General features: G+C 44.4%; 20 protein-coding genes and 1 pseudogene. 12 read left to right on the forward strand and 9 right to left on the reverse strand.

Features of this window, described 5'->3' with window-relative positions:
• Positions 1–25: 25 nt before the first annotated feature.
• Complete coding sequence (gene hisC / locus ACED28_RS20710; protein ID WP_371710640.1) at positions 26–1138, reverse strand: histidinol-phosphate transaminase; 1113 nt, start codon at positions 1136–1138, stop codon at positions 26–28.
• A gap of 181 nt (positions 1139–1319) precedes the next feature.
• On the opposite strand from hisC, the gene ACED28_RS20715 reads away from it, so the two are divergent.
• From ACED28_RS20715 to ACED28_RS20740, 6 genes are all read left to right on the forward strand, one after another.
• Positions 1320–2207 (forward strand): LysR substrate-binding domain-containing protein, encoded by an 888-nt coding sequence (locus ACED28_RS20715; protein WP_135383933.1) that lies wholly within the window; start codon positions 1320–1322, stop codon positions 2205–2207.
• A 285-nt stretch (positions 2208–2492) separates the two neighbouring features.
• On the forward strand, positions 2493–2741 hold the full coding sequence (locus ACED28_RS20720) for a hypothetical protein (protein WP_012603658.1): 249 nt from the start codon (positions 2493–2495) through the stop codon (positions 2739–2741).
• 161 nt (positions 2742–2902) lie between these two features.
• Positions 2903–3505, forward strand: coding sequence for a septation protein A (locus tag ACED28_RS20725; RefSeq protein WP_371710641.1), 603 nt, complete (start codon positions 2903–2905; stop codon positions 3503–3505).
• A 195-nt stretch (positions 3506–3700) separates the two neighbouring features.
• Positions 3701–4099, forward strand: a complete 399-nt coding sequence (gene yciA / locus ACED28_RS20730; protein ID WP_009846426.1) for an acyl-CoA thioester hydrolase YciA — start codon at positions 3701–3703, stop codon at positions 4097–4099.
• Between the two features lie 209 nt (positions 4100–4308).
• On the forward strand, positions 4309–4605 hold the full coding sequence (locus tag ACED28_RS20735) for a YciI family protein (RefSeq protein ID WP_012603655.1): 297 nt from the start codon (positions 4309–4311) through the stop codon (positions 4603–4605).
• A gap of 1 nt (position 4606) precedes the next feature.
• Complete coding sequence (locus ACED28_RS20740; protein ID WP_029223165.1) at positions 4607–5005, forward strand: GspS/AspS pilotin family protein; 399 nt, start codon at positions 4607–4609, stop codon at positions 5003–5005.
• A 101-nt stretch (positions 5006–5106) separates the two neighbouring features.
• Here the strand turns inward: ACED28_RS20740 and metE are convergent.
• Positions 5107–7451 (reverse strand): annotated as a pseudogene (gene metE / locus ACED28_RS20745) (5-methyltetrahydropteroyltriglutamate--homocysteine S-methyltransferase).
• 278 nt (positions 7452–7729) lie between these two features.
• On the opposite strand from metE, the gene ACED28_RS20750 reads away from it, so the two are divergent.
• Complete coding sequence (locus ACED28_RS20750; protein ID WP_086049155.1) at positions 7730–8641, forward strand: LysR substrate-binding domain-containing protein; 912 nt, start codon at positions 7730–7732, stop codon at positions 8639–8641.
• Positions 8642–8795: 154 nt separating this feature from the next.
• Here ACED28_RS20750 and ACED28_RS20755 read toward each other — a convergent pair whose 3' ends face one another.
• On the reverse strand, positions 8796–8996 hold the full coding sequence (locus ACED28_RS20755) for a DUF4250 domain-containing protein (RefSeq protein ID WP_004736508.1): 201 nt from the start codon (positions 8994–8996) through the stop codon (positions 8796–8798).
• 121 nt (positions 8997–9117) lie between these two features.
• Entirely contained in the window at positions 9118–9798 is a 681-nt protein-coding gene (locus tag ACED28_RS20760; protein WP_009846420.1) for a hypothetical protein, read from the reverse strand.
• Between the two features lie 330 nt (positions 9799–10128).
• Here ACED28_RS20760 and ACED28_RS20765 point away from each other — a divergent pair, with 330 nt between their 5' ends.
• Entirely contained in the window at positions 10129–12441 is a 2313-nt protein-coding gene (locus ACED28_RS20765) for a YgiQ family radical SAM protein (RefSeq protein WP_371710647.1), read from the forward strand.
• A 125-nt stretch (positions 12442–12566) separates the two neighbouring features.
• Here the strand turns inward: ACED28_RS20765 and ACED28_RS20770 are convergent, their stop codons facing one another.
• From ACED28_RS20770 to ACED28_RS20780, 3 genes are read right to left on the reverse strand one after another with little or no spacing between them, the layout of a single operon-like run.
• Positions 12567–13031 carry a GtrA family protein gene (locus tag ACED28_RS20770; protein WP_371710648.1) on the reverse strand — a complete coding sequence of 155 codons (465 nt, stop codon included), beginning with the start codon at positions 13029–13031 and terminating at the stop codon, positions 12567–12569.
• The gene (locus tag ACED28_RS20775) at positions 13018–14505 is read right to left on the reverse strand and encodes an ArnT family glycosyltransferase (RefSeq protein ID WP_371710642.1); all 1488 of its coding nucleotides are present in this window, start codon (positions 14503–14505) and stop codon (positions 13018–13020) included. Before ACED28_RS20775 ends, ACED28_RS20770 begins: the two co-directional genes overlap by 14 nt.
• On the reverse strand, positions 14502–15521 hold the full coding sequence (locus ACED28_RS20780; RefSeq protein WP_017098516.1) for a glycosyltransferase family 2 protein: 1020 nt from the start codon (positions 15519–15521) through the stop codon (positions 14502–14504). Before ACED28_RS20780 ends, ACED28_RS20775 begins: the two co-directional genes overlap by 4 nt.
• A gap of 125 nt (positions 15522–15646) precedes the next feature.
• On the opposite strand from ACED28_RS20780, the gene ACED28_RS20785 reads away from it, so the two are divergent.
• From ACED28_RS20785 to ACED28_RS20800, 4 genes are all read left to right on the forward strand, one after another.
• A complete protein-coding gene (locus ACED28_RS20785; RefSeq protein WP_371710643.1) occupies positions 15647–16324 on the forward strand; it encodes a response regulator transcription factor in 678 nt (225 codons plus the stop codon).
• Positions 16321–17619, forward strand: a complete 1299-nt coding sequence (locus ACED28_RS20790; RefSeq protein ID WP_009846414.1) for a HAMP domain-containing sensor histidine kinase — start codon at positions 16321–16323, stop codon at positions 17617–17619. The genes ACED28_RS20785 and ACED28_RS20790 overlap by 4 nt, the downstream gene beginning before the upstream one ends.
• Positions 17620–17746: 127 nt before the next feature.
• Entirely contained in the window at positions 17747–18676 is a 930-nt protein-coding gene (locus tag ACED28_RS20795; RefSeq protein WP_371702739.1) for a 1-aminocyclopropane-1-carboxylate deaminase/D-cysteine desulfhydrase, read from the forward strand.
• A 117-nt stretch (positions 18677–18793) separates the two neighbouring features.
• On the forward strand, positions 18794–19531 hold the full coding sequence (locus ACED28_RS20800; RefSeq protein ID WP_371710644.1) for a dienelactone hydrolase family protein: 738 nt from the start codon (positions 18794–18796) through the stop codon (positions 19529–19531).
• Between the two features lie 80 nt (positions 19532–19611).
• On the opposite strand, the gene ACED28_RS20805 is transcribed toward ACED28_RS20800, so the two are convergent.
• The gene (locus ACED28_RS20805) at positions 19612–20865 is read right to left on the reverse strand and encodes a D-amino acid dehydrogenase (RefSeq protein ID WP_371710645.1); all 1254 of its coding nucleotides are present in this window, start codon (positions 20863–20865) and stop codon (positions 19612–19614) included.
• 225 nt (positions 20866–21090) lie between these two features.
• Complete coding sequence (locus ACED28_RS20810) at positions 21091–22017, reverse strand: LysR family transcriptional regulator (RefSeq protein WP_371710646.1); 927 nt, start codon at positions 22015–22017, stop codon at positions 21091–21093.
• Positions 22018–22378: the final 361 nt, after the last annotated feature.

A 22378-nucleotide genomic window follows, 5' to 3' on the forward strand; every position in this document is an offset into this window, starting at 1 on the left:
TCATTAGTGATTGTACTCACTTAACTCAGTGTCCAAAACTGCTGGTGCGGATCAGTTTGCCTTGTTGATTCTTTTCTAATTCGGTTTGGTAGCGTGTTAGTGACGTTATCACTTCTAGCATGCTCTCTTGGCTACCAATACTGATTCGTACACAGTTACGCAAAGCAGGTTCGTGGTTTTGGTTTCTTGTCACAATGCCATCCTTCGCCAATACGCTAAACACATGGTGCCCCGGTTTTTGACGTAGCAAAACGAAATTAGTCGATGAAGGGTAAACCTGTTCTATAAATTCAAACCGCGTTAGCTCACAAGCAAACCGATTACGCAATTCAACCAACTTTAACGTCGCGCTTTCCATCAACGCAATTCGTTCATCAGACAATGCGTCTAGCACTATTTGAGATGAGCAATCTGGCATTGGATAAGGGGGAATCAGTTTCGCGACATACTGCATCACATTTTGACTCGCTAAGATAAAGCCACATCGAACCGCAGCCAATCCAAACGCCTTAGACAAGGTGCGAATCACAACCAAATGCGGATAACGCGCAATAAGGCTCACAGCTGACGTTTGTGGTTCAAATTCGATATACGCTTCATCGACTACCACTAGCGACTTGCCAATCGTGCCTTCCAGTACCTGAATCAAATCCAATTTAGGGATCACATTGCCCGTAGGGTTGTTTGGTGAGCAAAGAAACACGATATTAGCCAATTCCGCTTTATTCACTATATCAGCGACGTTAAGGCTGAAGTCTTCCTGCAATGGAGAGTCTAAAGTATTAATCGCCAATGCATCGGCGCAAAACTCATACATCGCATAGGTTGGAGAACAGATAAGTATGTTGTCGCTCGCCGGCTTACAGAATGTTCTAATCAGCAAATCAATCGCTTCATCTGCACCACGGACAGCAACCGTCGCGGCATCAGTGCCACAGTAATCTTGGTAAGCCTTAGCAATATCTTGTGGTAAGAAGTCTGGGTATCGGTTGTGACTTGCTTCTCCTTGAAACAGCGAGCTTTCCAATTCATTGGCGTTTAACCAAACACGTCCATCACCACCAATTCTTCTTGCCGATTGATAAGGTATTAATTTTTTTACAGCCTGAGGTACTAAGCTATCAATAAAAGATGTCAAGAAGCTATCCCTTTCACAAAATCACAATGTCTTCATCATTGCCTTCATATTCAATAAATGTGACCTATACACATATTGAATCACAAATGATGATTAAGTATTTACATTCAAACAGAACATTATTGATAAATGAATCGAAATAATCACATAATAGCCATGATAAAAAATCATAGGTAAAGATATGAATCGCACACTTCCTTCAACTAAAACCTTGCTCGCGTTCTTGTCGACGGCAAGGCACCTCAATTTTACGCGAGCGGCACATGAGCTGAATGTTACGCAAGGTGCAGTGAGTCGTCAGGTATTGTCGTTTGAAGAAAGTCTCGGGTGCGATCTTTTCTACCGACATGCTCGCGGGTTGTCATTAACACCTAAGGGAGAAGAACTGGTTCCGCTGATTCAAGATACCATCCAACAACTGCAATCGGCGTTAAATCAAGTTGCCAGCTCTCCATCGAAGATCAAGCTCAACGCACCAAGCTGTATTACCTCTTGGCTACTGCCTAAGTTGATGTCTTTTCAGCAAGCCTATCCTGAAATTGATGTCGAACTCACGTCGACCATCAAGCACGTCTTCGAACCAAGCTTTGACCCTTTTGATGCCGTTATTACCTATGGTAAGAAGCCAAACCAGCAATCGATTATCAGCCAGTTATTGTTTAACGAGCAGCTAGCGCCCGTTTGCCAAGCGCAAAGCATTACGCAAAGCCATCTTGTCAGCGACACGTCGACCATCATCAAGCCACATCAGCTCGCCCAATACACTTGGTTGCACGCCAACAATGAGCAGAGTGATTGGCGGCTTTGGTTGGAACACATAGGCAGCCACGACCTTTCAAGCAAGAACAACCAACAATTCGCGACGCTCGATCAAGCGATGAACGCCGCGATACAGGGCTTTGGGATTGCGATTGGCGACATCACTCTCGCCAAGCAAGACATCGATTTAGGGAGATTGGTGAAAGTGAGTGAAGGCAGTGTCTTCTCTGGAAATGGTTACTTCTTACTGCAACCCAAGAATCGACAAAATACATCCTTATCTACGCTGGTTGATTGGCTCGTCGATTAGCGGCAATCATCTTTGGAAAGCCCCCACTGTAGCTTTAATAGATCGTCATAATGAGAATTTTACCGTTCTCAAAATGAAACTATTTTCCGGTAGCTACGTATTGGTGTTTAGAGTTTAGAACGGACGTTTCTTTAACTAGTTGAAAAGAAAATTAATTCAACTTTTTACGTCAGAAATTCTATCCCAATGGATAAAATGGCATTCGAATTGCTTTGTCATAGATAACCCAACCAATATACAGCAGGTTGCACCAATAACATCGCAGCTTGTCACGGAGGATAGGCTATGACCTTACAAAGACATACATATTACGGCTTAATTCACCATGGAATTAAAACCCTATTAATGGACAGAATTGGCCACTTCACAGAGCGTGAATATCACGAATACCTTGACCTAACGACCGGCAAATCGACATGTTTTGCCATGAGTGAACAAGAGCTCGAGAATACCTTAGACAGTTTAAAGAGCGAAGGTTACCTTGAAGATATCAAGAAGCTAATACCTCGCTACCAAACCACATCAATGCAATAACGTTCTTAATCTCGATTGGGCACTTCAATCCTTTATTGGGGTTAAACTCGCCAAAACGGTTAGATGTAATTAATTGGCATCCAATTGACTCGAGCTATTTAGCATCGAGACAGTTTTGGTTAGACTGTCTGCAACTCAACTAACTGGATAGTCAGTGCCACATGAAGCAAATTCTTGATTTCATTCCTCTCATTATTTTCTTTGCGCTTTACAAGATGTACGACATCTACACGGCTACAGGTGCATTGATTGTTGCTTCCGCAGTACAAATCATTTTGACGTACATCATCTACAAGAAAGTAGAAAAAATGCAGATCATCACCTTTCTAATGGTTGCCGTATTTGGTGGCATGACCATCTTTTTGCATGATGACAACTTCATAAAATGGAAAGTGACCATCGTTTACGCACTGTTTGCGATTGGTCTGACGGTCAGTCACATCATGGGCAAATCAGCGATTAAAGGTATGTTAGGCAAAGAGATCACACTGCCTGATTCGATATGGGGCAAGATCAACTGGGCTTGGACTCTGTTCTTCACATTGTGTGCGATCCTCAATGTTTACGTTGCTTTCAACCTGCCATTGGATGTGTGGGTCAACTTCAAAGTGTTTGGCTTACTGATCGCTACTTTTGCATTTACCTTACTAACGGGCGTTTATATCTATAAACATTTACCAAAAGACACGCTTCCGTCAAAAGATCAAGAAACACAAGACGATAAGCAACAAGAGCTCTCAGGTAAAAATACCGACGAGAAATAACCCTTAGGGATGAGTCCTCATCCCCTTTTTGATACAATTATTATCAATATGCGATTTAACAGTGGCCAATGATACTCGTGATCATTGGCCACTGATTGTTTGTGTTCGGTGAATACGTTAAAAATACGACCACCGCGAACCCCGCAAACACATCTATTTAAATTTAAAACAATCAATACCATTAAGAGTACAACAATGACTATTCAATCAACTTTGAACCCGATTGGTTCTTTACTTCTTCGCACTTTGGCGATGCCTTCTGATACCAATGCAGCAGGCCAGATTTTCGGTGGTTGGATAATGTCTCAACTGGATCTGGCTGGCGGAATATTGGCTAAAGAGATCTCAAACGGAAAAATAGTCACCGTGTCAGTATCAAGCATCGAATTCAAACAGCCAGTGTCGGTTGGCGATGTGGTCTGTGTTTATGGCGACTGCACCAAGATTGGCCGTAGCTCGATGAATATCGACCTAGAAGTGTGGGTTAAGCCGGTACTTGATCACGGTATTGGCGATCGTTACAAGGTATGTGGCGCGACATTCAACTACGTTGCTGTAGACGAAAGCGGTAAACCTCGCTCAATCAACAAATAACGTTTTTCATTAAGCCATTAACGCAAATGGTCTTTAGTTTCCGCGAATGAAATTACTAAAGACCATACAATTCTCTCGTACCAATTCACCTCGCACCAATTCACAATTTCTTATCATTAGCTCTTCCAATACCGATTAGTTCGCGTAAATTAGCCAGATAACTAATTTAATCGCTCTAATTCAGTGAAGTAACATAAGGATATCTCAACATGTGGTACGTAATTTTTTCTCAAGACGTCGAAAACTCATTAGAAAAACGCCTAAGTGTTCGCCCACAACATCTAGAACGCCTACAAACACTTCACGATGAAGGCCGACTGTTAACAGCAGGTCCAATGCCAGCAATTGACTCCGATAACCCTGGCGAAGCAGGCTTCACTGGTTCTACTGTTATTGCTGAATTCAACTCTTTGGAAGACGCACAAGCATGGGCTGATGCAGACCCGTACATCGCTGCTGGTGTCTACCAGAATGTAATTGTTAAACCATTCAAGAAAGTATTTTAACGTGAAAAAATGGATTATTGGGTCACTGGCTATTGCCCTACTCGCAGGCTGTAGCTCATCAAGTGAACAAGACAAACAAAGACAGTTAGAGATGATGGCTCACCATCGTGCGGGCGTTTTATCTGCCGGCCTACCTATTGAGTATGGTCCACTCTCTATCATGCGTGTGCTAGCAAAAAATACTGTCGTCGAAATCATGATGATCTACAACCAAGATGCAAAAGGTGCTAAGCCTTTAAACCAAGTTGTAGATATGAGTGTGAATAGCTACTGCACCAACTCTGAAGTAAGAGCTAACCTCGACATGGGCTTAGCTTACAACATCAAAATTCGCAATACACGCGGACAACTGATGGTTGAAAAGCTGATCAGCAAAGAGACTTGCCAGAGCAGCAGCTAGATTCGATATTCGAACAAGCATAAAACCAGAAGGCCTCGCAAATGCGAGGCCTTTTTTGTGGTTCATCGTGGAGTAGAGGGTCAATCAAATCTTAGACTAAATTATGCCTCAGCGGATCCCCACTCTTTACGCAGTGTCTTCGTCGCCGAAACTAAGTTAGTAAGTGCCGCTTCTGTCTCTGCCCAGTTACGAGTCTTTAATCCGCAATCAGGGTTTGCCCACAAACGTTCTGCAGGTATTTTTTCTGCCGCTTTCTTAAGTAAATCTACAATCCACTCTTCTGAAGGGATGTTTGGCGAGTGAATATCATAAACGCCAGGTCCAATCGCATTCGGATAGTTAAACTCTTCAAACGCTTTCAGCAATTCCATGTTCGAGCGAGAAGTCTCAATGGTAATCACATCGGCATCTAGCGCGGCCACTGAATCAATGATCTCGTTGAACTCGCTATAACACATATGGGTATGAATCTGAGTTTCTGGTTTAGCACTCGCCGCTGAGATCTTAAAGGCATCCACTGCCCATTCTAAGTACTCTGCATGGTCGCGTTTTTTCAAAGGCAAACCTTCGCGAATAGCAGGCTCATCGATTTGGATAATGTTAATACCTGCGTCTTGTAAATCAGACACTTCATCACGTAGAGCAAACGCCAGTTGGTTAGTGATCTCTTTGCGTGAGATGTCTTCACGAGGGAATGTCCAACATAAGATAGTCACTGGCCCTGTGAGCATGCCTTTCATCTGCTTTGAAGTTAGAGATTGAGCATAAGTCGACCACTCGACCGTCATTGGTTTTTCACGCTCGATATCCGCAACCACAATCGCCGGTTTCACGCAACGAGAGCCATAACTTTGTACCCAACCAAACTTAGTGGTTTGGAAGCCTGCTAGGTTTTCTGCAAAGTACTCCACCATGTCATTGCGTTCCGCCTCGCCATGCACAAGCACATCCAAATCTAAGGCTTCTTGGCGCTTAACCGCATCAGCAATATGACCTTTCAATGCGGTTGTGTATTCCGCTTCATTCAGTTTGCCAGTTCGGTAAGCACTACGCTGAAGACGAATCTCTCCTGTCTGTGGGAACGAACCAATGGTTGTGGTTGGTAACAGCGGTAAGCCGAGAACTTCAGACTGATGCGCTGCGCGCTCTGCGTATGGAGCACTGCGTTCTGCCAGTGCTTAATGGTATTGATACGAGCCTGAACTTGTGGCTTGTTCACATGAGTCGCGTTCTTACGGGCAACAATTGGTTGGCTGTAAGTCTCACACGCCAAAATGGCATTTTGATCGCCGTCTAACGCCGCACCCAACAAGCTCACCTCGGTGACTTTCTGTTTTGCGAAGGCAAAGCAACTCTTCACTTCTTCGCTAAGCGTTTCTTCTAACTCCAAATCAACAGGACTATGCAGCAATGAACATGAACTTGCGATCCAAAGCTTATCTCCTAGTTTGTCTTTCACAGGTTGCAGTAACTCAAGCTGCGCGGCTAAGTCAGCTCGCCACACATTGCGTCCATTGATTGCACCCGCAGAAAGTACCCAATCTTCCGGTAACTTATTAACCACTTCATCGAGTTGCTGCGGTGCTGCTACTAAGTCGATATGTAAGCCGTTGATAGGCAGATCTACGATTTTATCTAATGTATCTGTGACCGAATCAAAGTAAGTGGTAAGTAGTAGTTTTACATCGCCTTGAATCACTTGGTAAGCCAGCTTGAATGAATCTACCCACTGATTATCAAGCTCCAAAGCCAGGATTGGCTCATCAATTTGGACCCACTCTACGCCAAGCTTTGAGAGCTTTGCCAAAATGGCTTGATACGCGGTAAGAAGGCGAGGAAGTAGAGATAAGCGGTCAAACCCTTCTTCCACTTCTTTGCCTAGGTATAAGTAAGAGAGTGGCCCAAGGAGTACAGGCTTAACTTTGTGTCCTGCTTTAATCGCTTCATTCACTTCATCAAACAGTTGAGGCCAACTTACTTCAAAAGAGTCATCTTTGCTGAACTCAGGAACAATGTAGTGGTAGTTAGTGTTGAACCACTTGGTCATGTCAGAAGCAGCTGAACTGTCTTTAGTGACATCATTCGACGTATGCGAACCACCGCAGCAAGTAGATTGAACTTGAGACTGACCGCGACCTACACGGAACAAGGTATCTAAATCTGGGAAGGATTTTTCATCTTCAGATCCACCAGCATGGCGCTTGGGAACGTGACCTAGAAGTAGAGTCGTAGTTAGTACATGGTCATACCATGCGAAGTCACCCGCAGTTGCAAAGCTTAGATTCGCGTCAGCTTGTACATTCCAGTTACGATTTCTTAATTCACTGCCGATCTGCTTAAGCTCAGATTGATCGATCTCACCGCGCCAGTACTTCTCGAGAGTGAATTTGAGTTCGCGTTTTTCACCGATACGTGGGTAGCCAAGAATATGCGTTGTTGTCGTCATGTGTCTGTTCCTTATTCGATAATTTTAATTTCCGGTCAGACTGCCTGTAATGATTGTATTTTCAAAAAAGGCGTCTGGATGGCTAAACTATCTCCCTAATCTGAACGATGAACAAGGTTCAAATATTCATCTTGTTTATTAATAATTTTCATCTTTAATAATCTAACCGCTAATTTATTAAATCCATCTGGACATCCAGACGTTTACAAATGAAAGAAAACACCGTAGGGTGATTATTAAGAAATATTGAATTAGCTTAGGGAATATGAGGAATACTCATGATAGAGCTTAAACACCTTCGAACATTGACCACCTTGAGAGACAGCGGCTCGCTAACCGCGACTGCAACTTCTCTTCATCTGACTCAGTCGGCACTTTCTCACCAGTTGAAAGACCTTGAGGCCCGTATTGGCGGTCAGCTCTTTTTGCGTAAAACAAGGCCGGTTAAATTTACCTCGGAAGGCGAAATTTTGTTAAAACTGGCTGATGAGATACAGCCACAAATCGCCAAAGCTGAAAACGAACTCGCAAGCCTAAAAGAGGATGTAAATGGCCGATTGCACATGGCGATCGAGTGTCACTCATGCTTCCAATGGCTAATGCCCGCTTTGAAGGAATACCAAGTTGCTTGGCCAAGCGTGACCTTAGATTTCTCGTCAGGGTTTGGGTTCGAGCCTCTACCGGCATTGATGGCTGGAGAACTCGATTTGGTGATCACCTCTGATATACAGCCCCGTTCTGAAGTTCACTACGAACCGCTTTTCGATTTTGAGATGCGTTTGATCACCGCGATCAACTCTCCTTTAGCCGAAAAGCCGAGTATTGAACCGCAAGATCTTAGTGATATTACGATGCTCTCTTATCCGGTTCAAAAGCAGCGTCTCGATGTAGTGAAACACTTTTTGCAACCTGCAGGCGTTGAACCAAAGAAATGGAAACAGGCAGACAACACATTGATGTTAGTGCAAATGGTATCGGCAGGTTTAGGTGTTGCGGCCTTACCTAATTGGGCAATCAGTGAGTTTTCAAGACAAGGGTTAATCGCCAGTAAACCATTGGGCAAAGGACTTTCAAGAAGGTTGTTCGCAGCGGTAAGAAACTCAGAAAAAGACAAACGTTACCTACAAGCTTTCTTTAGCACGGCAAGACAGCAAAGTAAGAGTCACCTAGATGGCATTGAGGTCGTTTAAGAGACTCGTTGTTGGGTTAGTTTATGCCTGCGTTGAACCTGATAGATATGCGCCAGAAACAAAAAAGTCACAGATTATCTGTGACTTTTTATTACCAATACCGACAACAGGCAATGAGTATTAATTCGTGATAGAAGAAACTCTCATTGTGAGCTTATCTTGGATAAGACTTAAACTGGTTAGTTAATGGATCGTATTGATAGCCCAACATATCAAGCTTACCTACAACACTTTCTATATCCATTTCATACATACTGATCAGCTCTTCAAAGCTATCGCATTCTAAGCGAAGTTTTTCATTCACGATTCCCAGCAAAATAATGCTATCGAAACCTTTGACGTTGCTTAAATCCATCCCGTACTCCTAACGAACACACCGACTAGATTTAAGTTTAGAACGCTTACCAACACCACGCTAAAAAACAGATCACACTTTTTCGATTCAACACCGAAAGGCTTGTGAGATCAGTAACCGCCTACATCGCCCAAACTGGCGTTAAACCAACAGCCGCCGCCAATAACATCAACAATGAAATAGTCAGCTGAAGCTTTTCAGGGGTTTTAACGAACAATAAATGCCAACACCACACCACGATAGCTGAGATTAGCAAAGCAAAGCTAAACAGCAGAGTTGAAATCATTGGCTCTAATTGAGCTTCAGACAGAGAGTAAACATTGATGACCGTCGCCAAAACCACCAACATCCCCGTCAGCACACCAACAACGGGCAGAACACGGTGAAAAGCCTGTAAGCGTGTTCTTGCAATCGTCAGCAGTAAATGACCAAACGCTGCCCCCAATAAAACCACGAGTAATAAAGTGCTAATAATACCGACTGTGGTTGCTTGCTCCGTCGCTTGTATAGCAACGTATGACAGTGCTAAACCACAAGCTAAATACATCACCCAAATAGGGCCAGAATCTCGAGTCTTCTTGGTTTGAACTTGAGAATAGAAATAAAAGATCGCGAACACGACAAGAAATGCTTCAATTCTTAATGAGGCAACGGCAAGCCAAAGCACGCCAATTGCAGGCAACATCTTGTGAATGCGGCCACGTTGTCCCGGGCAAATATCCCCTTTCACTAAGATGAGGGTTAAGATCAGTTGGGCTCCTAATAGCATCGGAGCAAATTGTACTAATAACGTTTCGACCATTGTGGATCTACTTCTTCAAACTTATTTTCGCGAATAATATCAAAAACTGGTGCGAACACTAATCAAAATCATAAATTAGAGACGAGATTCAAGGCTTCAACTATGCTGATGTATGGCTCTTCTGTCGCCATTTACCGTAAAAATACGAAAGACATCAAAACTAACAGGGGCATGTTCTACTGGCTAGTCTAGGCTCATGCCGCTATAATTCCCGCCTCAAAAATCAGAGGTTGAAATATGTACAGCGATATCACTCCTATTCACGAACACAAAAAATACTGGGCCGAGTGCTACGGAACTGCACCTTTTTTGCCTACCAGTAGAAAGGAGATGGATGCTCTTGGATGGGATAGCTGTGACATTATTATTGTAACTGGTGACGCTTATGTCGATCACCCGAGCTTTGGCATGGCTATCATTGGTCGCCTTCTTGAAGCTCAAGGATTCCGCGTGGGCATTATTGCGCAACCAAAGTGGGACAATAAAGACGCCTTCATGAAGCTAGGTAAACCTAACCTATTCTTCGGCATTACAGCGGGTAACATGGACTCCATGATCAACCGCTACACCTCTGATCGCAAATTACGTCACGATGATGCTTATACGCCAAACAACGAAGGTGGCAAGCGTCCTGACCGTGCAACTCTAGTTTATTCCCAACGTTGTCGCGAAGCCTACAAAGGCACGCCAATCGTTCTTGGTGGTATCGAAGCAAGTTTGCGCCGTGTGGCTCACTACGACTACTGGTCAGATAAAGTTCGTCGCTCTGTATTGTTTGACGCAAAAGCAGATATTCTTCTTTTTGGTAACGCTGAGCGTGCACTGGTTGAAGTGGCACACCGCATTGCCGATGGCGAAGACATGTCTACGCTGACCAATATCCGCGGTACTGCTATCAATCTTCCTGCTGCCCCAGAAGGCTTCAAGATCATTGACTCTTCTCGTATCGAAAAGCCGAACAAAGCGTACGTTCCTGTTAACCCTTACGAAGTTGAAACCCAGTGTGATACTAAGAAAGACGAAAAAGAAGAAGTAAAAGCGCAACCTATTACTATTCGTCCTTCTCGTCACGACGCAAAAACAACCGCGGTTCGTATCCCAGGTTACGAAAAGCTAAACAATGACCGTATTCTTTACGCTCACGCTAGCCGTATTCTGCACCTTGAGACAAACCCGTACTCAGGTCGAGCTCTGATTCAACGTCACGGTGATCGCGAACTTTGGGTTAACCAAGCGCCGATTCCATTGGCCACAGAAGAGATGGACTACGTGTTTGGCCTTGCTTATAAGCGTGTTCCGCACCCTATGTACGGCAAAGCGAAAATCCCTGCATACGACATGATCAAAACCTCGGTTAACATCATGCGTGGTTGTTTTGGTGGCTGTTCTTTCTGTTCAATCACAGAGCACGAAGGTCGTATCATTCAGAACCGCTCGAAAGAATCTATCTTGGATGAAATCGAAGACATTAAAGATAAAGTGCCGGGCTTCACAGGTACTATTTCTGATTTGGGCGGCCCAACGGCGAACATGTACCGTTTAGGTTGTTCAGATCCTAAAGCAGAAATTAACTGTCGTCGTCCATCATGCGTGTTCCCGAAAATCTGTGAAAAGCTAAACACAGACCATCAACACACCATCGACCTGTACCGCTCTGCGAGAAAAGTACCGGGCGTTAAGAAGATCATGATCGCTTCTGGTGTACGTTACGACTTAGCAATTGAATCTCCAGAATACGTGCGTGAGCTTGTGACTCACCACGTTGGTGGTTACTTGAAGATTGCTCCAGAGCATACTGAAAAAGGCCCACTGGATCTGATGATGAAGCCGGGCATGGGCACGTACGATCGTTTCAAAGAGATGTTCGAGAAATACAGCGCTGAAGCCGGTAAGAAACAGTACCTAATTCCTTACTTCATCTCTGCTCACCCGGGCACAGAAGATGAAGACATGCTAAACCTTGCAATGTGGCTGAAAAAGCACAACTACGAGTGTGACCAAGTACAGAACTTCTATCCATCGCCGATGTGTAATGCAACGTCGATGTACTACTCAGAGACCAACCCTCTGAAACGCGTGAAATATAAGAAGCGTGAAGATGTTCCTGTACCGAAAGGTGATCGTCAACGTCGTCTGCATAAAGCGCTGCTTCGTTACCACGATCCTGAAAACTGGAAGATCATCCGTGAAGCGCTGATCAGCATGGGTAAAAAGCACCTAATTGGTGACAAAGCAAACTGTCTAGTACCAGAAGAAGATTTTGAAGCTCAGACACCGGCGCAGCGTCGTAAGTCTGGTCGTCACGGCTCACAGCGCTTTGCGACTAAGCACAGTAAGTCTCAACCAGGTCTTGGTGGCGAAAGCCCACGTAACCATTCTAAGCCTGGCGGCAATAAGCCAAAACCGGGCGGTAAGAAGCCAACGGGTAGCCAAGGTAATGGCAATCAGGGCAACGGAAAGCAGAACGGCAATGGTAACGCGCATAAACCAGCGACGGGCTTCATCAAAAAAGCCCCTGCTAGTCAGCAATCTCAAGGCAATGGCGGCGGGAATGGCAAGCCAAACCGTAACAAAGCGGGTAATGGTCAAGGTGGTAAACCTGCGAGTAACGGAAAGAATCGCCAGCGCGCAACACAGCGTTAATATAGCGACCCCATTTACTTGGTTATCATAAAAATACAAAGCGCAGCTATTTAGCTGCGCTTTTTTGTGTCTGTTACTAATGAACTACCCAAAAGTTTCACTTGGTTATGTGATTACAAGGGATTCTAACGGGTAAAGACCCAATACTGACTAAACAAATAGTTAGTGACCATGCCCACCAAGATACCAACCGCCATGGCAATAAATACTGCCCCAGTAAACGCAGGCAGCAATTCCGTCATCAGCTTAAAGCACAGCAAATTAGGTACCGCTGATATTGATGCGGTAAACATAAACTTTTGCCACTGAATCAGCTTCTCAGACCAATGACCTCGCCCTTTATATTCAAAAGTCAGTATACGATTACCCAACCATGTCGTCGTTGCAGCAGCAATAAAGGAGCTAATTCGCGCCATCATTAAAGGCAGCCCAACAACATAATGCAGCAATGCAAAAACCAAACAATCAACAACAAACCCACCAACACCAACCACAGCAAATCGAACCATCTTGTGGTGGGACTGTAGTCTTTGGCTATGTGATTGAAGCTTGTCATTGAACATTCGTAGCCTTGAGTTAACGCTGAACATCATTTTCACTTTCAATATGATTCAACGAAAAATTTGGTGTGTTGCTCTGGTGATGGCAGCTGAACAGAGCACGCTTAATCTTGAGCGTCGGTTCCAAAATACACGTTAATGCGTTCTCTTTGATCTTAATTTCCACTTCCGCTTTATGGCCGATCAAATAGAATTTATCGATGCCATTTAGTTGCTCGATATCAAGAAGCTTTTTCGCTTGCCCATGACTGTAAAATTGCCCTGAGAATGGTCTTTTACCCACATAAAAACTTGGCGCAGAATTCGTAATCTGTTCAAAAATAATACGGTCACTTTTCTCGTTCGCCTTCCCTAAGTTCAGGTAAACCATCGCAATCATTAACAGCACAGGTAGCACCAAAGCCACACTCGAAAACCACTTCTTATCTTTTTCCACCACAAGTATAGCAACCAGCATCCCAAGGGCTGGAATCCCCGGCAGTACGTACGCAGGGAGAATATTGCCCGCCATAGTGAAAAGAATCAGTGGCGAAATCAACCAACAGACAAGGAATGAAAACAACCCACGATTCTCAGCGTTAATTTCCGCAATTTTCTTGCGACGAGCGAAAGTTAAAATAGGTAATACAATCGACCACGGCGCAGCGGCCTGAATCCAAAACACCCAGATCATGCCTCTGGTTTCATCATGAGCAGAACCGTATAAGTCGCCCTCCCAACCACTCACAACAAAACGCTTAAAGTGTTCGCCAACAATAAAATAATCAATAAAGCCCGGAGTAGCCATTTCAGCCATAATGTACCAAGGCAAGGCAATCGCCAGCATGACACCTAAACCAGACAACAGTGGAAAGCGTTGCCACAACACTTTAAAAGCCCCAAAGATACCATGTTGTAATAGCAACCAAGGGAATACTGCGATACCCATGATCACAATCGCAACAGGACCTTTTGCAAGCAAGCCCAACGCCAAGCCTACAAATCCAACGTAACCCCAGGTTTTGTTGGTTCTCTCACTTCCTTCGCCTTTACAATCTTCTCCACCGAGCCAACATAAGTAAAAGCCCAGCATCGCGATGGTCATGGCTAACGTTAGCGCCATGTCGGTCATCACAGCACCCGCGGCGATAGAGAAAATCCCACATGTTGCCAATACAACAGCCGCCACTAAGGCACTTTGTCCCGTACGCTTCGCCAGATACGCGACCAATAGAATCGTCGCGAAACCAGCTAACCAATGCGGAGCACGCACAGCAAACTCACTCAAGCCGAACAACTCAATACCAGCAGCACTCATCCATGTGAACAACGGTGGCTTACCCCAAAAAGGAATACCGTAATCAAACTGAGGGGTTAACCAATTGCCAGTTTCTACCATCAAGCGAGCCATTTCTCCATAGCGCGCTTCAGTGGTGTCCATTAACGGATAAGTCGCCAAAGATAAAAGCCTTAAAACTAGTGCAAAAGCCAACAAATACCATAGATGCGTTCTGTTCAGACTCATGCTGATTCCTCTAATTTAAAATGTGTTTTCAATGCGGGTGTATCAACGACCGATTGAATCAGATAAAGAGGGCGATTCTTGGTTTCGATGAAAATACGACCTATGTACTCCCCCATTAAACCAATACTCAACAGTTGGATTCCGCCAAGTGCAAGTTGCACGACCATCATTGACGGATAACCCGTAATTGGCTCGCCAAACATCATGGTTTTGAATACGATGAAGACGCCATATACAAAAGCAGTAAGAGCCACTAAACCACCAACGGCCGTCGCAATACGCAGAGGTCGGATAGAGAACGAGGTAATCCCATCCATCGCCAAACCGATTAACTTGAGGTAGTTCCACTTGGTCTCACCACAGAAGCGAGCATCACGCTTAAATTGGAGTGTCGCTTGTCGGAAACCCGGCCATGAAAAAATGCCTTTCATGTAGCGGTTACGTTCTGGAAGCTGATTGATATGGTCGACAACCTCTCGGCTTAACAGTCGAAAATCACCCACATTCTCAGGAACATCAATCTTCGCAGCCACGTTCATGACTTTGTAAAAGCTCGCTGCTGAAAACTTCTTAAACCATGTTTCACCATCACGCTGGCTGCGCTGCATATTGACGACGTCATAACCTTCGCGCCACTTGGCAATCATTTGCGGGATAAGCTCAGGTGGATCTTGTAAGTCAGCGTCTAGCAAAATCACCGCTTGTCCACGACAGTGCTCAAGGCCTGCGCTCATCGCTGATTCTTTGCCAAAATTACGGCTTAAACCGATAACAGAAATTGAGCTATTGATTGAAGTGAATGAACTCACCAACTCCAAGCTGCTGTCTTTGCTACCGTCGTCGACATAAACGATTTCACTCTTGATGGGCAAGCTATCAAGCACCTTGGTAAGGCGAGAGTGGAACTCTTCCAATACCTCTTGTTCATCGTAAAAAGGCACAATGATAGACAGAGAAACCGCAGGGTTGATCTGCGATGTAGATATCTTAGGGCGGCTTATATGAAGTTCAGACATAATACGTTCTTCTATTTTTTAATCTGAATCCAATCTACCCTCCCATAAGTGAAAGTTATGTTATTGACATATTTTTCACGCTCACTCAGGATAATGTTACCGTCTATTTCTGTATGAGAATCAAAATGAAACGAGTTCTATTAGTCGAAGATAACCGTGAAATCGCAGGTGTCTTGTTTGATTATTTTGAGTGTATTGGTATGGAACTCGATTATGCGGACAACGGCGAACTCGGCCTGCAACTCGCGTTGGAAAACTCATTTGATATCATCATATTGGATCTGATGTTGCCAAGAATGGACGGCCTCACGGTTTGTAATAAATTGCGAGACCAAGGCAACGCGACACCTATTTTGATGCTGACCGCGCTAGATAGCCGCGATGATATGTTGAAAGGGTTTGAGCATGGTGCCGATGACTATCTAACCAAGCCTTTTGATTTGGATATTTTAGAAGCAAGAATGAACGCACTAGTTCGTCGTTACCGCGGAAAAGTAGCCTCTTCAAAACTTCAGTTCGGTGAACTCACCATCGACCAAAAAACCCGTAAAGCTTACCGCCAAGATAAGCATCTTGCGCTAAACCCAACCACTTACACCATACTTGAGATGCTCTGCCAAAACGCACCGGAAGTGGTGACTCGTGAAGATATCTCCTACAAATTATGGGAAGAAGATGAACCCAATAATGATGTGCTGCGCAGTCACATCTATCAATTACGAAATCAACTCGACAAGCCTTTTGACAGTCAAATGTTGATTACGGTTCCTAAAATAGGATTCCGCTTGGAGTCATCGAATTGATTTCCAACTTTCTGACAAGCACTAAAACCCTCACCGGCCGCTTAGCTGTTTTCTTTGGGCTAATGGCCGTGATTGTGTCTGCGTTCGTCTATGTCGTTTTTATTGTCGCGCTCTACATGTCTGAAGACCGGGTCGGTGAAAGACGCATCTTGATTGACCGCAATTACGCCGTCGAGCTATTTCAAGCCGGAGAAAGTGGTGAGTTAAGAATTGATGATCTGACAGTCGCCTATAACGACCCGTCATTCGTACCTCCCGAATATTATAAGCTCATTGCAAATAAAGAGAGCTTTCTCGGAGAGATCGGCGAAGAGCCAGAGTCAAGAATGGTCTATGTTGGCGAGTATTCTGACAAAGGAAAAACCCACCCAATAATCCTACTTTCCGAAATAGACCGTGTTGAATTTGCTATTTCTGAACTTGTGTACGCGACCGCCTTCGTGCTCACGTTACTTTCTATCTTAATTTTTAGTTTTGGTGCTCTGCTCTATCGACTGTCAAAACGACTGATTGAACCATTCAACTCTCTGTCTGAGCAACTTGAGTCGAACAAACTCAACCTCAACGAAGAGTTCGGTGTGAGTGATGATGCGGCAGTTGAATTTCGTCAGCTAACCGATCAACTGAATCAGTATCGTCGAGAAATCAATTCCTTGGTCAAGCGTGAACAAGCCTTTGCTCGATACTCAAGCCATGAGTTAAGAACACCACTAACCGTTGCTCGTGGTGCGAATAAATTGCTATTAAGAAGCGAAACAACCGAGTTTCAATCTCGGCAGGTTGAACGCATTGATGAAGCCATTGTTCAGATGTCTGAGATGGTCGATGCCCTGCTTGGTCTAGTTCGTTACGAAAGAAACAGTGACGATGCACCGCTGCGCTTGTTCAGTCAGCAAGAATTAGAGACGATCGTTTCCAAAAACACGTTACAAGCAAATGAGAAAGCAGTCGAAATATCCCTACTCGTTCAATCTGAGCCTATAATTCAAGCCACCAGTGCGATCATGAACATGTTGGTTGGCAACTTGTTGAGAAATGCGATTGCAGCGACCAATAGTGGCACAGTGAGCATCACTCTCTCACAAGACAATCTGGTAATTGAAGACCAAGGAGAAGGCCTTCAGGAACAGTACAATCCGAATGGTCATGGATTAGGTTTATTGATTGTCGACGACTTGTGTCAGCGCTTCCATTGGGACTTTGAGTTGGTCAATCGCAACTCTGGAGGGTGTACTGCAAGAATCGCCTTTCAGACAGATTCCTCCTTATCCACATTAAAGCAAGCAAACTCGTAATACGAAGCTCAATACCCTATGAAAACTTGATTTAGTTGGTTTACAGCACTCGCTAGCTACTAGATACTCAGTAGTCCTTTTTGATTTAAAAATGCTGGCTCTTGAGTCAGCATTTTGTCTAAGTGCGATGAAACTAAATAATAGCCCTGTAACTCAGCATCAATACAACGATCACACCTTTTTCTTAAAGCGAGACGATAAGCTTCACTCCCACTTTTGCGGCAACAAAGCCAGAAAGTTCATGAAGCTACTGGAAGACGATCACCCAAACACCACCACTCTAATAAGCTATGGGTCCGCTCAAGCTAACTCCTTGTTCTCGCTAGCCGCACTTGCAAAAATCAAAGGCTGGACGCTTGAGTTTTACGTCGACCACCTTCCTCAATGGCTACAAGAACGCCCACTCGGCAACTACCGTGGCGCTATCGATCTTGGGGCTAAGGTTATTTCAGTCAAAGAAACAGGCTCTGAGCTTCATCCACAAGCGTATATTGGACAAATAAGGCAACCAGGTTCCGATTGTATTGTGTTACCTGAAGGTGGACGTTCTCAGCTTTCTGAATATGGCGTGAAGCAACTGGCGATGGAAATACTCAGCTGGACGCGCTTCGAAAACAAACACGATTTTGTGGTGGCACTACCCGCTGGTACAGGCAGTACGGCTCTGTACCTACATAAGCATTTAAAAGTACACAATATCCCGGTGTTAACCTGTGCGTGTGTAGGTGGTAATGACTATTTAACTCAGCAATTCGATGAACTTGGCGAATCCGATCACCCACAGATTTTACCGCTCAAAACCAAACACCATTTTGGTAAGTTGTATCAGCAGGATTATCAAACTTGGTTAGACCTGCAAGAGCAAACTGACATTGAGTTTGACCTGCTCTATGACCCTTTGATGTGGCAATGCTTAGTACAGTGGCAACAAGACAACCCAACTAAGACCATCATCTATATTCATCAAGGCGGCATCTTAGGCAATGAATCGATGTTGCCGCGCTATCAGCGGAAGTATCCGGAGATGAGCATTAGCAAAACCAACACATCTTGGTAATTTTTTTCCTTTATTCTCCAGTTTAGCTATTCAAGTTATAAACTGAAATCTGGCGAGAATCATCGCGTTATCTATACTTTCGATTGGAACATCAATTGTCATCGAAAGGAATCACGCATGCGAACAATCACTACGCTCGGCCTGTTTTCAGTTTTACTGCCCTTCTCTGCGATTTCAGGAGAAAACATCACTTACCAAGTCGATGGTATGGATTACGAAGGTTATTGGAGTGAAGCCAGTGACCAAGCGCCTTTAGTGCTATTAGTACACGATTGGGATGGTTTAACTGATTACGAAAAGAAACGTTCTGAGATGCTCAACGAACTCGGTTACAACGTGTTCGCCATCGACCTATTTGGTAAAGGCATTCGCCCTACCGAAGTGAAAGACAAAAAACAACACACAGGCGAGTTGTATAAAGACAGAGAAAAAATGCGTGCACTGCTTAATGCGGGAGCGATGGAAGCGAAAAGGCTTGGTGGTAACTTAGATAACAACGTGATGATGGGTTACTGTTTTGGTGGCGCAGCCGTTTTAGAAGCCGCTCGTGCTGGCATCCCATCGAAAGCTTATGTCACCTTCCATGGCGGTTTATCGACACCTAAAGGACAAGACTACTCTGAGACAAAAGCTCCAGTTGTCGTGTTCCATTGTACAGCAGACGCCATGATCTCAATGCACGACTTTGGAAGCCTCGCAGCTCAACTTGAATCAAGCAAGGTTCCGCATGAAATGATCACCTACAGTGGTGCGCCACATGCCTTTACCGTATTCGGCTCAAACAACTATCAACAAGAAGCTGACCAGAAATCGTGGGATAGATTTACCCATGTACTAGAAACCACCACCAGATAACTTTCGATACCCACCCAGAAAAAACAACCCCATTCTAAAACTTAGAATGGGGTTACTTTCACCATCACTACATCATGTTGTTACAAATAACGATGGATACTTAAGTCATCAGATTTAATATCACTGGCAGAGCCACTGACTATGCTTGCTAGGATCTTTCCTGAGCCACATGCCATTGTCCAACCTAATGTTCCATGACCTGTATTGGTAAATAAATTTTTGATAGGTGTCTTGCCGATGATAGGCGTGCCATCTGGCGTCATTGGTCTTAGCCCAGTCCAGTATTCAGCCTTAGAAAAGTCCCCCGCTTGTGGGAAAAGATCTTTTATCACCATATCAATCGTGGCTTTACGTTTTTCTAGGATTAGGTAGTCAAAACCAGCGAGTTCTGCCGTACCCGCGATACGAATACGATCATCAAATCGCGTCATCGCGACCTTGTAGGTTTCATCCATAACAGTCGAAGTCGGTGACTTATCTACATTCACGATAGGCAATGTTAGTGAATATCCTTTCACTGGGTAAACCGGTATAGACAAGTCGACTTGCTTTAATAGTTCTCGAGAATAGCTTCCTGACGCGACCACGTAAGCATCCGCTTTAAACTCGCCTTGAGTCGTTGTAATAGTCTCAATGGCTTGATTCTGATGATTCAAACTTACCACTTCAGTATCAAACACGAACCTAACACCGAGTTGCTTGGCTTTCTCAGTCAAGGTTAAACAGAACTGATGGCAATCACCGGTTTCATCATGAGGTAAGTATAAGCCGCCCACCAGCTTGTCTTTAACGTCCGCTAAACCCGACTCCACTGACAGACACTGGTCAACATCAAACAGCGAGTGTTCGATCCCACTCTCTGTTAATAGCTTCATATCCTGCTGAATAGCATCGAGTTGCTTCTCGCTTCTGAATACTTGCAAGGTGCCTTTCTGCCTGCCCTCATAAGCTAAATCTTCACTGGTTCTTAGATGAGTGAGACACTCTCGACTGAAGTTTGCCACTCTTAACATGCGTGACTTATTCATGGCGTACTTGGCTTCATTACAGTTGGCCAACATCTTAGTCGCCCAAGCAACTAATTCAGGAGAAAGTGACGGCTTCACTTTTAGAGGCGCGTGCTCTTGGGTAAGCCATTTCATTGCTTTCAACGGAATCCCCGGTGCCGCCCATGGTGAAGAATATCCGTAAGAAATTTGCCCTGCATTCGCAAAGCTGGTTTCCTTGCCACTGCTATCTTGACGATCAATAACTGTGACCGAGTGACCTTCCTTCGCCAGGTACCAAGCACTGGTTAACCCAATAACACCGCTACCAATTACAATAACTTCCATTCTCTTCTCCTAATGCCCGACAAAGCCAAAATCTGTCGAACACAGCTGTCAGTCTAAAACTCGTTTCGTTAATAATTTGTAACTTATTCCGCGCATGTTGACTTAACAATAGAGGGAGCGTTGACAAAAGCTCAATTCAACTTAAAAACGAATTCGGCAGTTTGGAACTGTGATATTGGCGGTATTTGGGAGCTTAGGAGGAGTCGCTAAGTAAATCTACTATTCTTAGATCTTGTAAGCGTCATGACTCAAGAAAGTGGCGTTTTCAAGTAAGAAATCTAACAAGGTTTCGGCCTGTAGCGTGAGTGCGCGGTCTTTTAAAGATTGAACCTTAACCGTCGCCTTCGATAGCATCTCCAACTCGGTCGCAACCACTTCAATCTGCCCTGACTTTATTTCATCGATCACAGTGAGCTTAGGCATAAAGGTGACGCCCAATCCTGCTGATACAAAGTTAGTCAGTGCGGTCACCGAATTGGTTTGAAGCTTTGGCTGCAAGGTAAGGTGGGAAATTTGTTCAGCCTGCTTTACCAGCCTCCCCATACCGGTCGAGTTATCGATCAAGGCAAGAGAAGCGTCTTGAATATCTTGCATTACCACTGGCGCTTCTTTCATCGTAAGGAAGTGCCCCTTCGGAGCAATCAATTCGAGCGGATGACTACGTTCAACGTGGGAGTGCAGCTTAGGATGTGGAGCAGAAGCATAGGTTATTGCGAAGTCTATCTGTTGATCTTCCAACATCTTGACCGCGTCCAATGCCCCAGCAATTTCAATAGAAAGGTTGATATCAGGATAACGGGTCATAAAGGTTTGCATCGGCTTTGACACCAAGTTGGTAATAAACCCTTCACCGATGGCAATACTGACACTGCCTCCTTTGAGGTTTTTAAGCTTGGCTAGTCGAGTAAGCACTGCAGCCTCTCCACGAACAATGGAACGATAGTAATGCAGCAGCTCATTACCCGCCTCAGTTAACAGTGATTGGCGGTTGTTGCGTTCCCAAACTTTCATTCCCGCTTGCGCTTCGAGCTGGGTCAGCATTCTGCTCATTGCAGCAGGGTCAACATTCATCATCTTGGATGCCTTACGCAATGAGCCATACTTAGACAACGCGTTTAAATACTCAAGAGCGCGGATATTAAAGTGATGCATTCAACTTCCTTGTGATTCGACTGACACTAGATCAAGCGTCTCACAAATTGACTGCGAACATGTATCCCATTTTATCAAGAACGTATTTACACTTACTAACTTGTGCACCGAGTCACTTCAAGACAGCTAAAGGCTCATGCTCGTTTATTCGATCTACTCTTGATAGACAGATGGAAAGAGCTTAAAGAACCTGTTTGAAACCGCTTAACGAAGCATTTTCGATGACATGGCACCTTTGAAGTTCGGCTTTCACTTGAGTAATACCAATCACAGTAAATAAGTGATCAAACATAGCGTAGGAAAAAAGCTTGAGAACAAGGCAGAATTTTTCGATAAGTAGTTATTCTACAATCAAAAATTC

This window comes from Vibrio sp. 1F253 (assembly GCF_041439295.1).
GTDB lineage: Bacteria > Pseudomonadota > Gammaproteobacteria > Enterobacterales > Vibrionaceae > Vibrio > Vibrio tasmaniensis_A.

Bases quoted from the DNA above. Each gene is read 5' to 3' on its own strand.
- ACED28_RS20715 (WP_135383933.1), top strand. From the start codon at position 1,320: ATGAATCGCACACTTCCTTCAACTAAAACCTTGCTCGCGTTCTTGTCG.
- ACED28_RS20720 (WP_012603658.1), top strand. From the start codon at position 2,493: ATGACCTTACAAAGACATACATATTACGGCTTAATTCACCATGGAATT.
- ACED28_RS20725 (WP_371710641.1), top strand. From the start codon at position 2,903: ATGAAGCAAATTCTTGATTTCATTCCTCTCATTATTTTCTTTGCGCTT.
- yciA (WP_009846426.1), top strand. From the start codon at position 3,701: ATGACTATTCAATCAACTTTGAACCCGATTGGTTCTTTACTTCTTCGC.
- ACED28_RS20735 (WP_012603655.1), top strand. From the start codon at position 4,309: ATGTGGTACGTAATTTTTTCTCAAGACGTCGAAAACTCATTAGAAAAA.
- ACED28_RS20750 (WP_086049155.1), top strand. From the start codon at position 7,730: ATGATAGAGCTTAAACACCTTCGAACATTGACCACCTTGAGAGACAGC.
- ACED28_RS20755 (WP_004736508.1), bottom strand. From the start codon at position 8,996: ATGGATTTAAGCAACGTCAAAGGTTTCGATAGCATTATTTTGCTGGGA.
- ACED28_RS20760 (WP_009846420.1), bottom strand. From the start codon at position 9,798: ATGGTCGAAACGTTATTAGTACAATTTGCTCCGATGCTATTAGGAGCC.
- ACED28_RS20765 (WP_371710647.1), top strand. From the start codon at position 10,129: ATGGATGCTCTTGGATGGGATAGCTGTGACATTATTATTGTAACTGGT.
- ACED28_RS20770 (WP_371710648.1), bottom strand. From the start codon at position 13,031: ATGTTCAGCGTTAACTCAAGGCTACGAATGTTCAATGACAAGCTTCAA.
- ACED28_RS20775 (WP_371710642.1), bottom strand. From the start codon at position 14,505: ATGAGTCTGAACAGAACGCATCTATGGTATTTGTTGGCTTTTGCACTA.
- ACED28_RS20780 (WP_017098516.1), bottom strand. From the start codon at position 15,521: ATGTCTGAACTTCATATAAGCCGCCCTAAGATATCTACATCGCAGATC.
- ACED28_RS20785 (WP_371710643.1), top strand. From the start codon at position 15,647: ATGAAACGAGTTCTATTAGTCGAAGATAACCGTGAAATCGCAGGTGTC.
- ACED28_RS20795 (WP_371702739.1), top strand. From the start codon at position 17,747: ATGAAACTAAATAATAGCCCTGTAACTCAGCATCAATACAACGATCAC.
- ACED28_RS20800 (WP_371710644.1), top strand. From the start codon at position 18,794: ATGCGAACAATCACTACGCTCGGCCTGTTTTCAGTTTTACTGCCCTTC.
- ACED28_RS20805 (WP_371710645.1), bottom strand. From the start codon at position 20,865: ATGGAAGTTATTGTAATTGGTAGCGGTGTTATTGGGTTAACCAGTGCT.
- ACED28_RS20810 (WP_371710646.1), bottom strand. From the start codon at position 22,017: ATGCATCACTTTAATATCCGCGCTCTTGAGTATTTAAACGCGTTGTCT.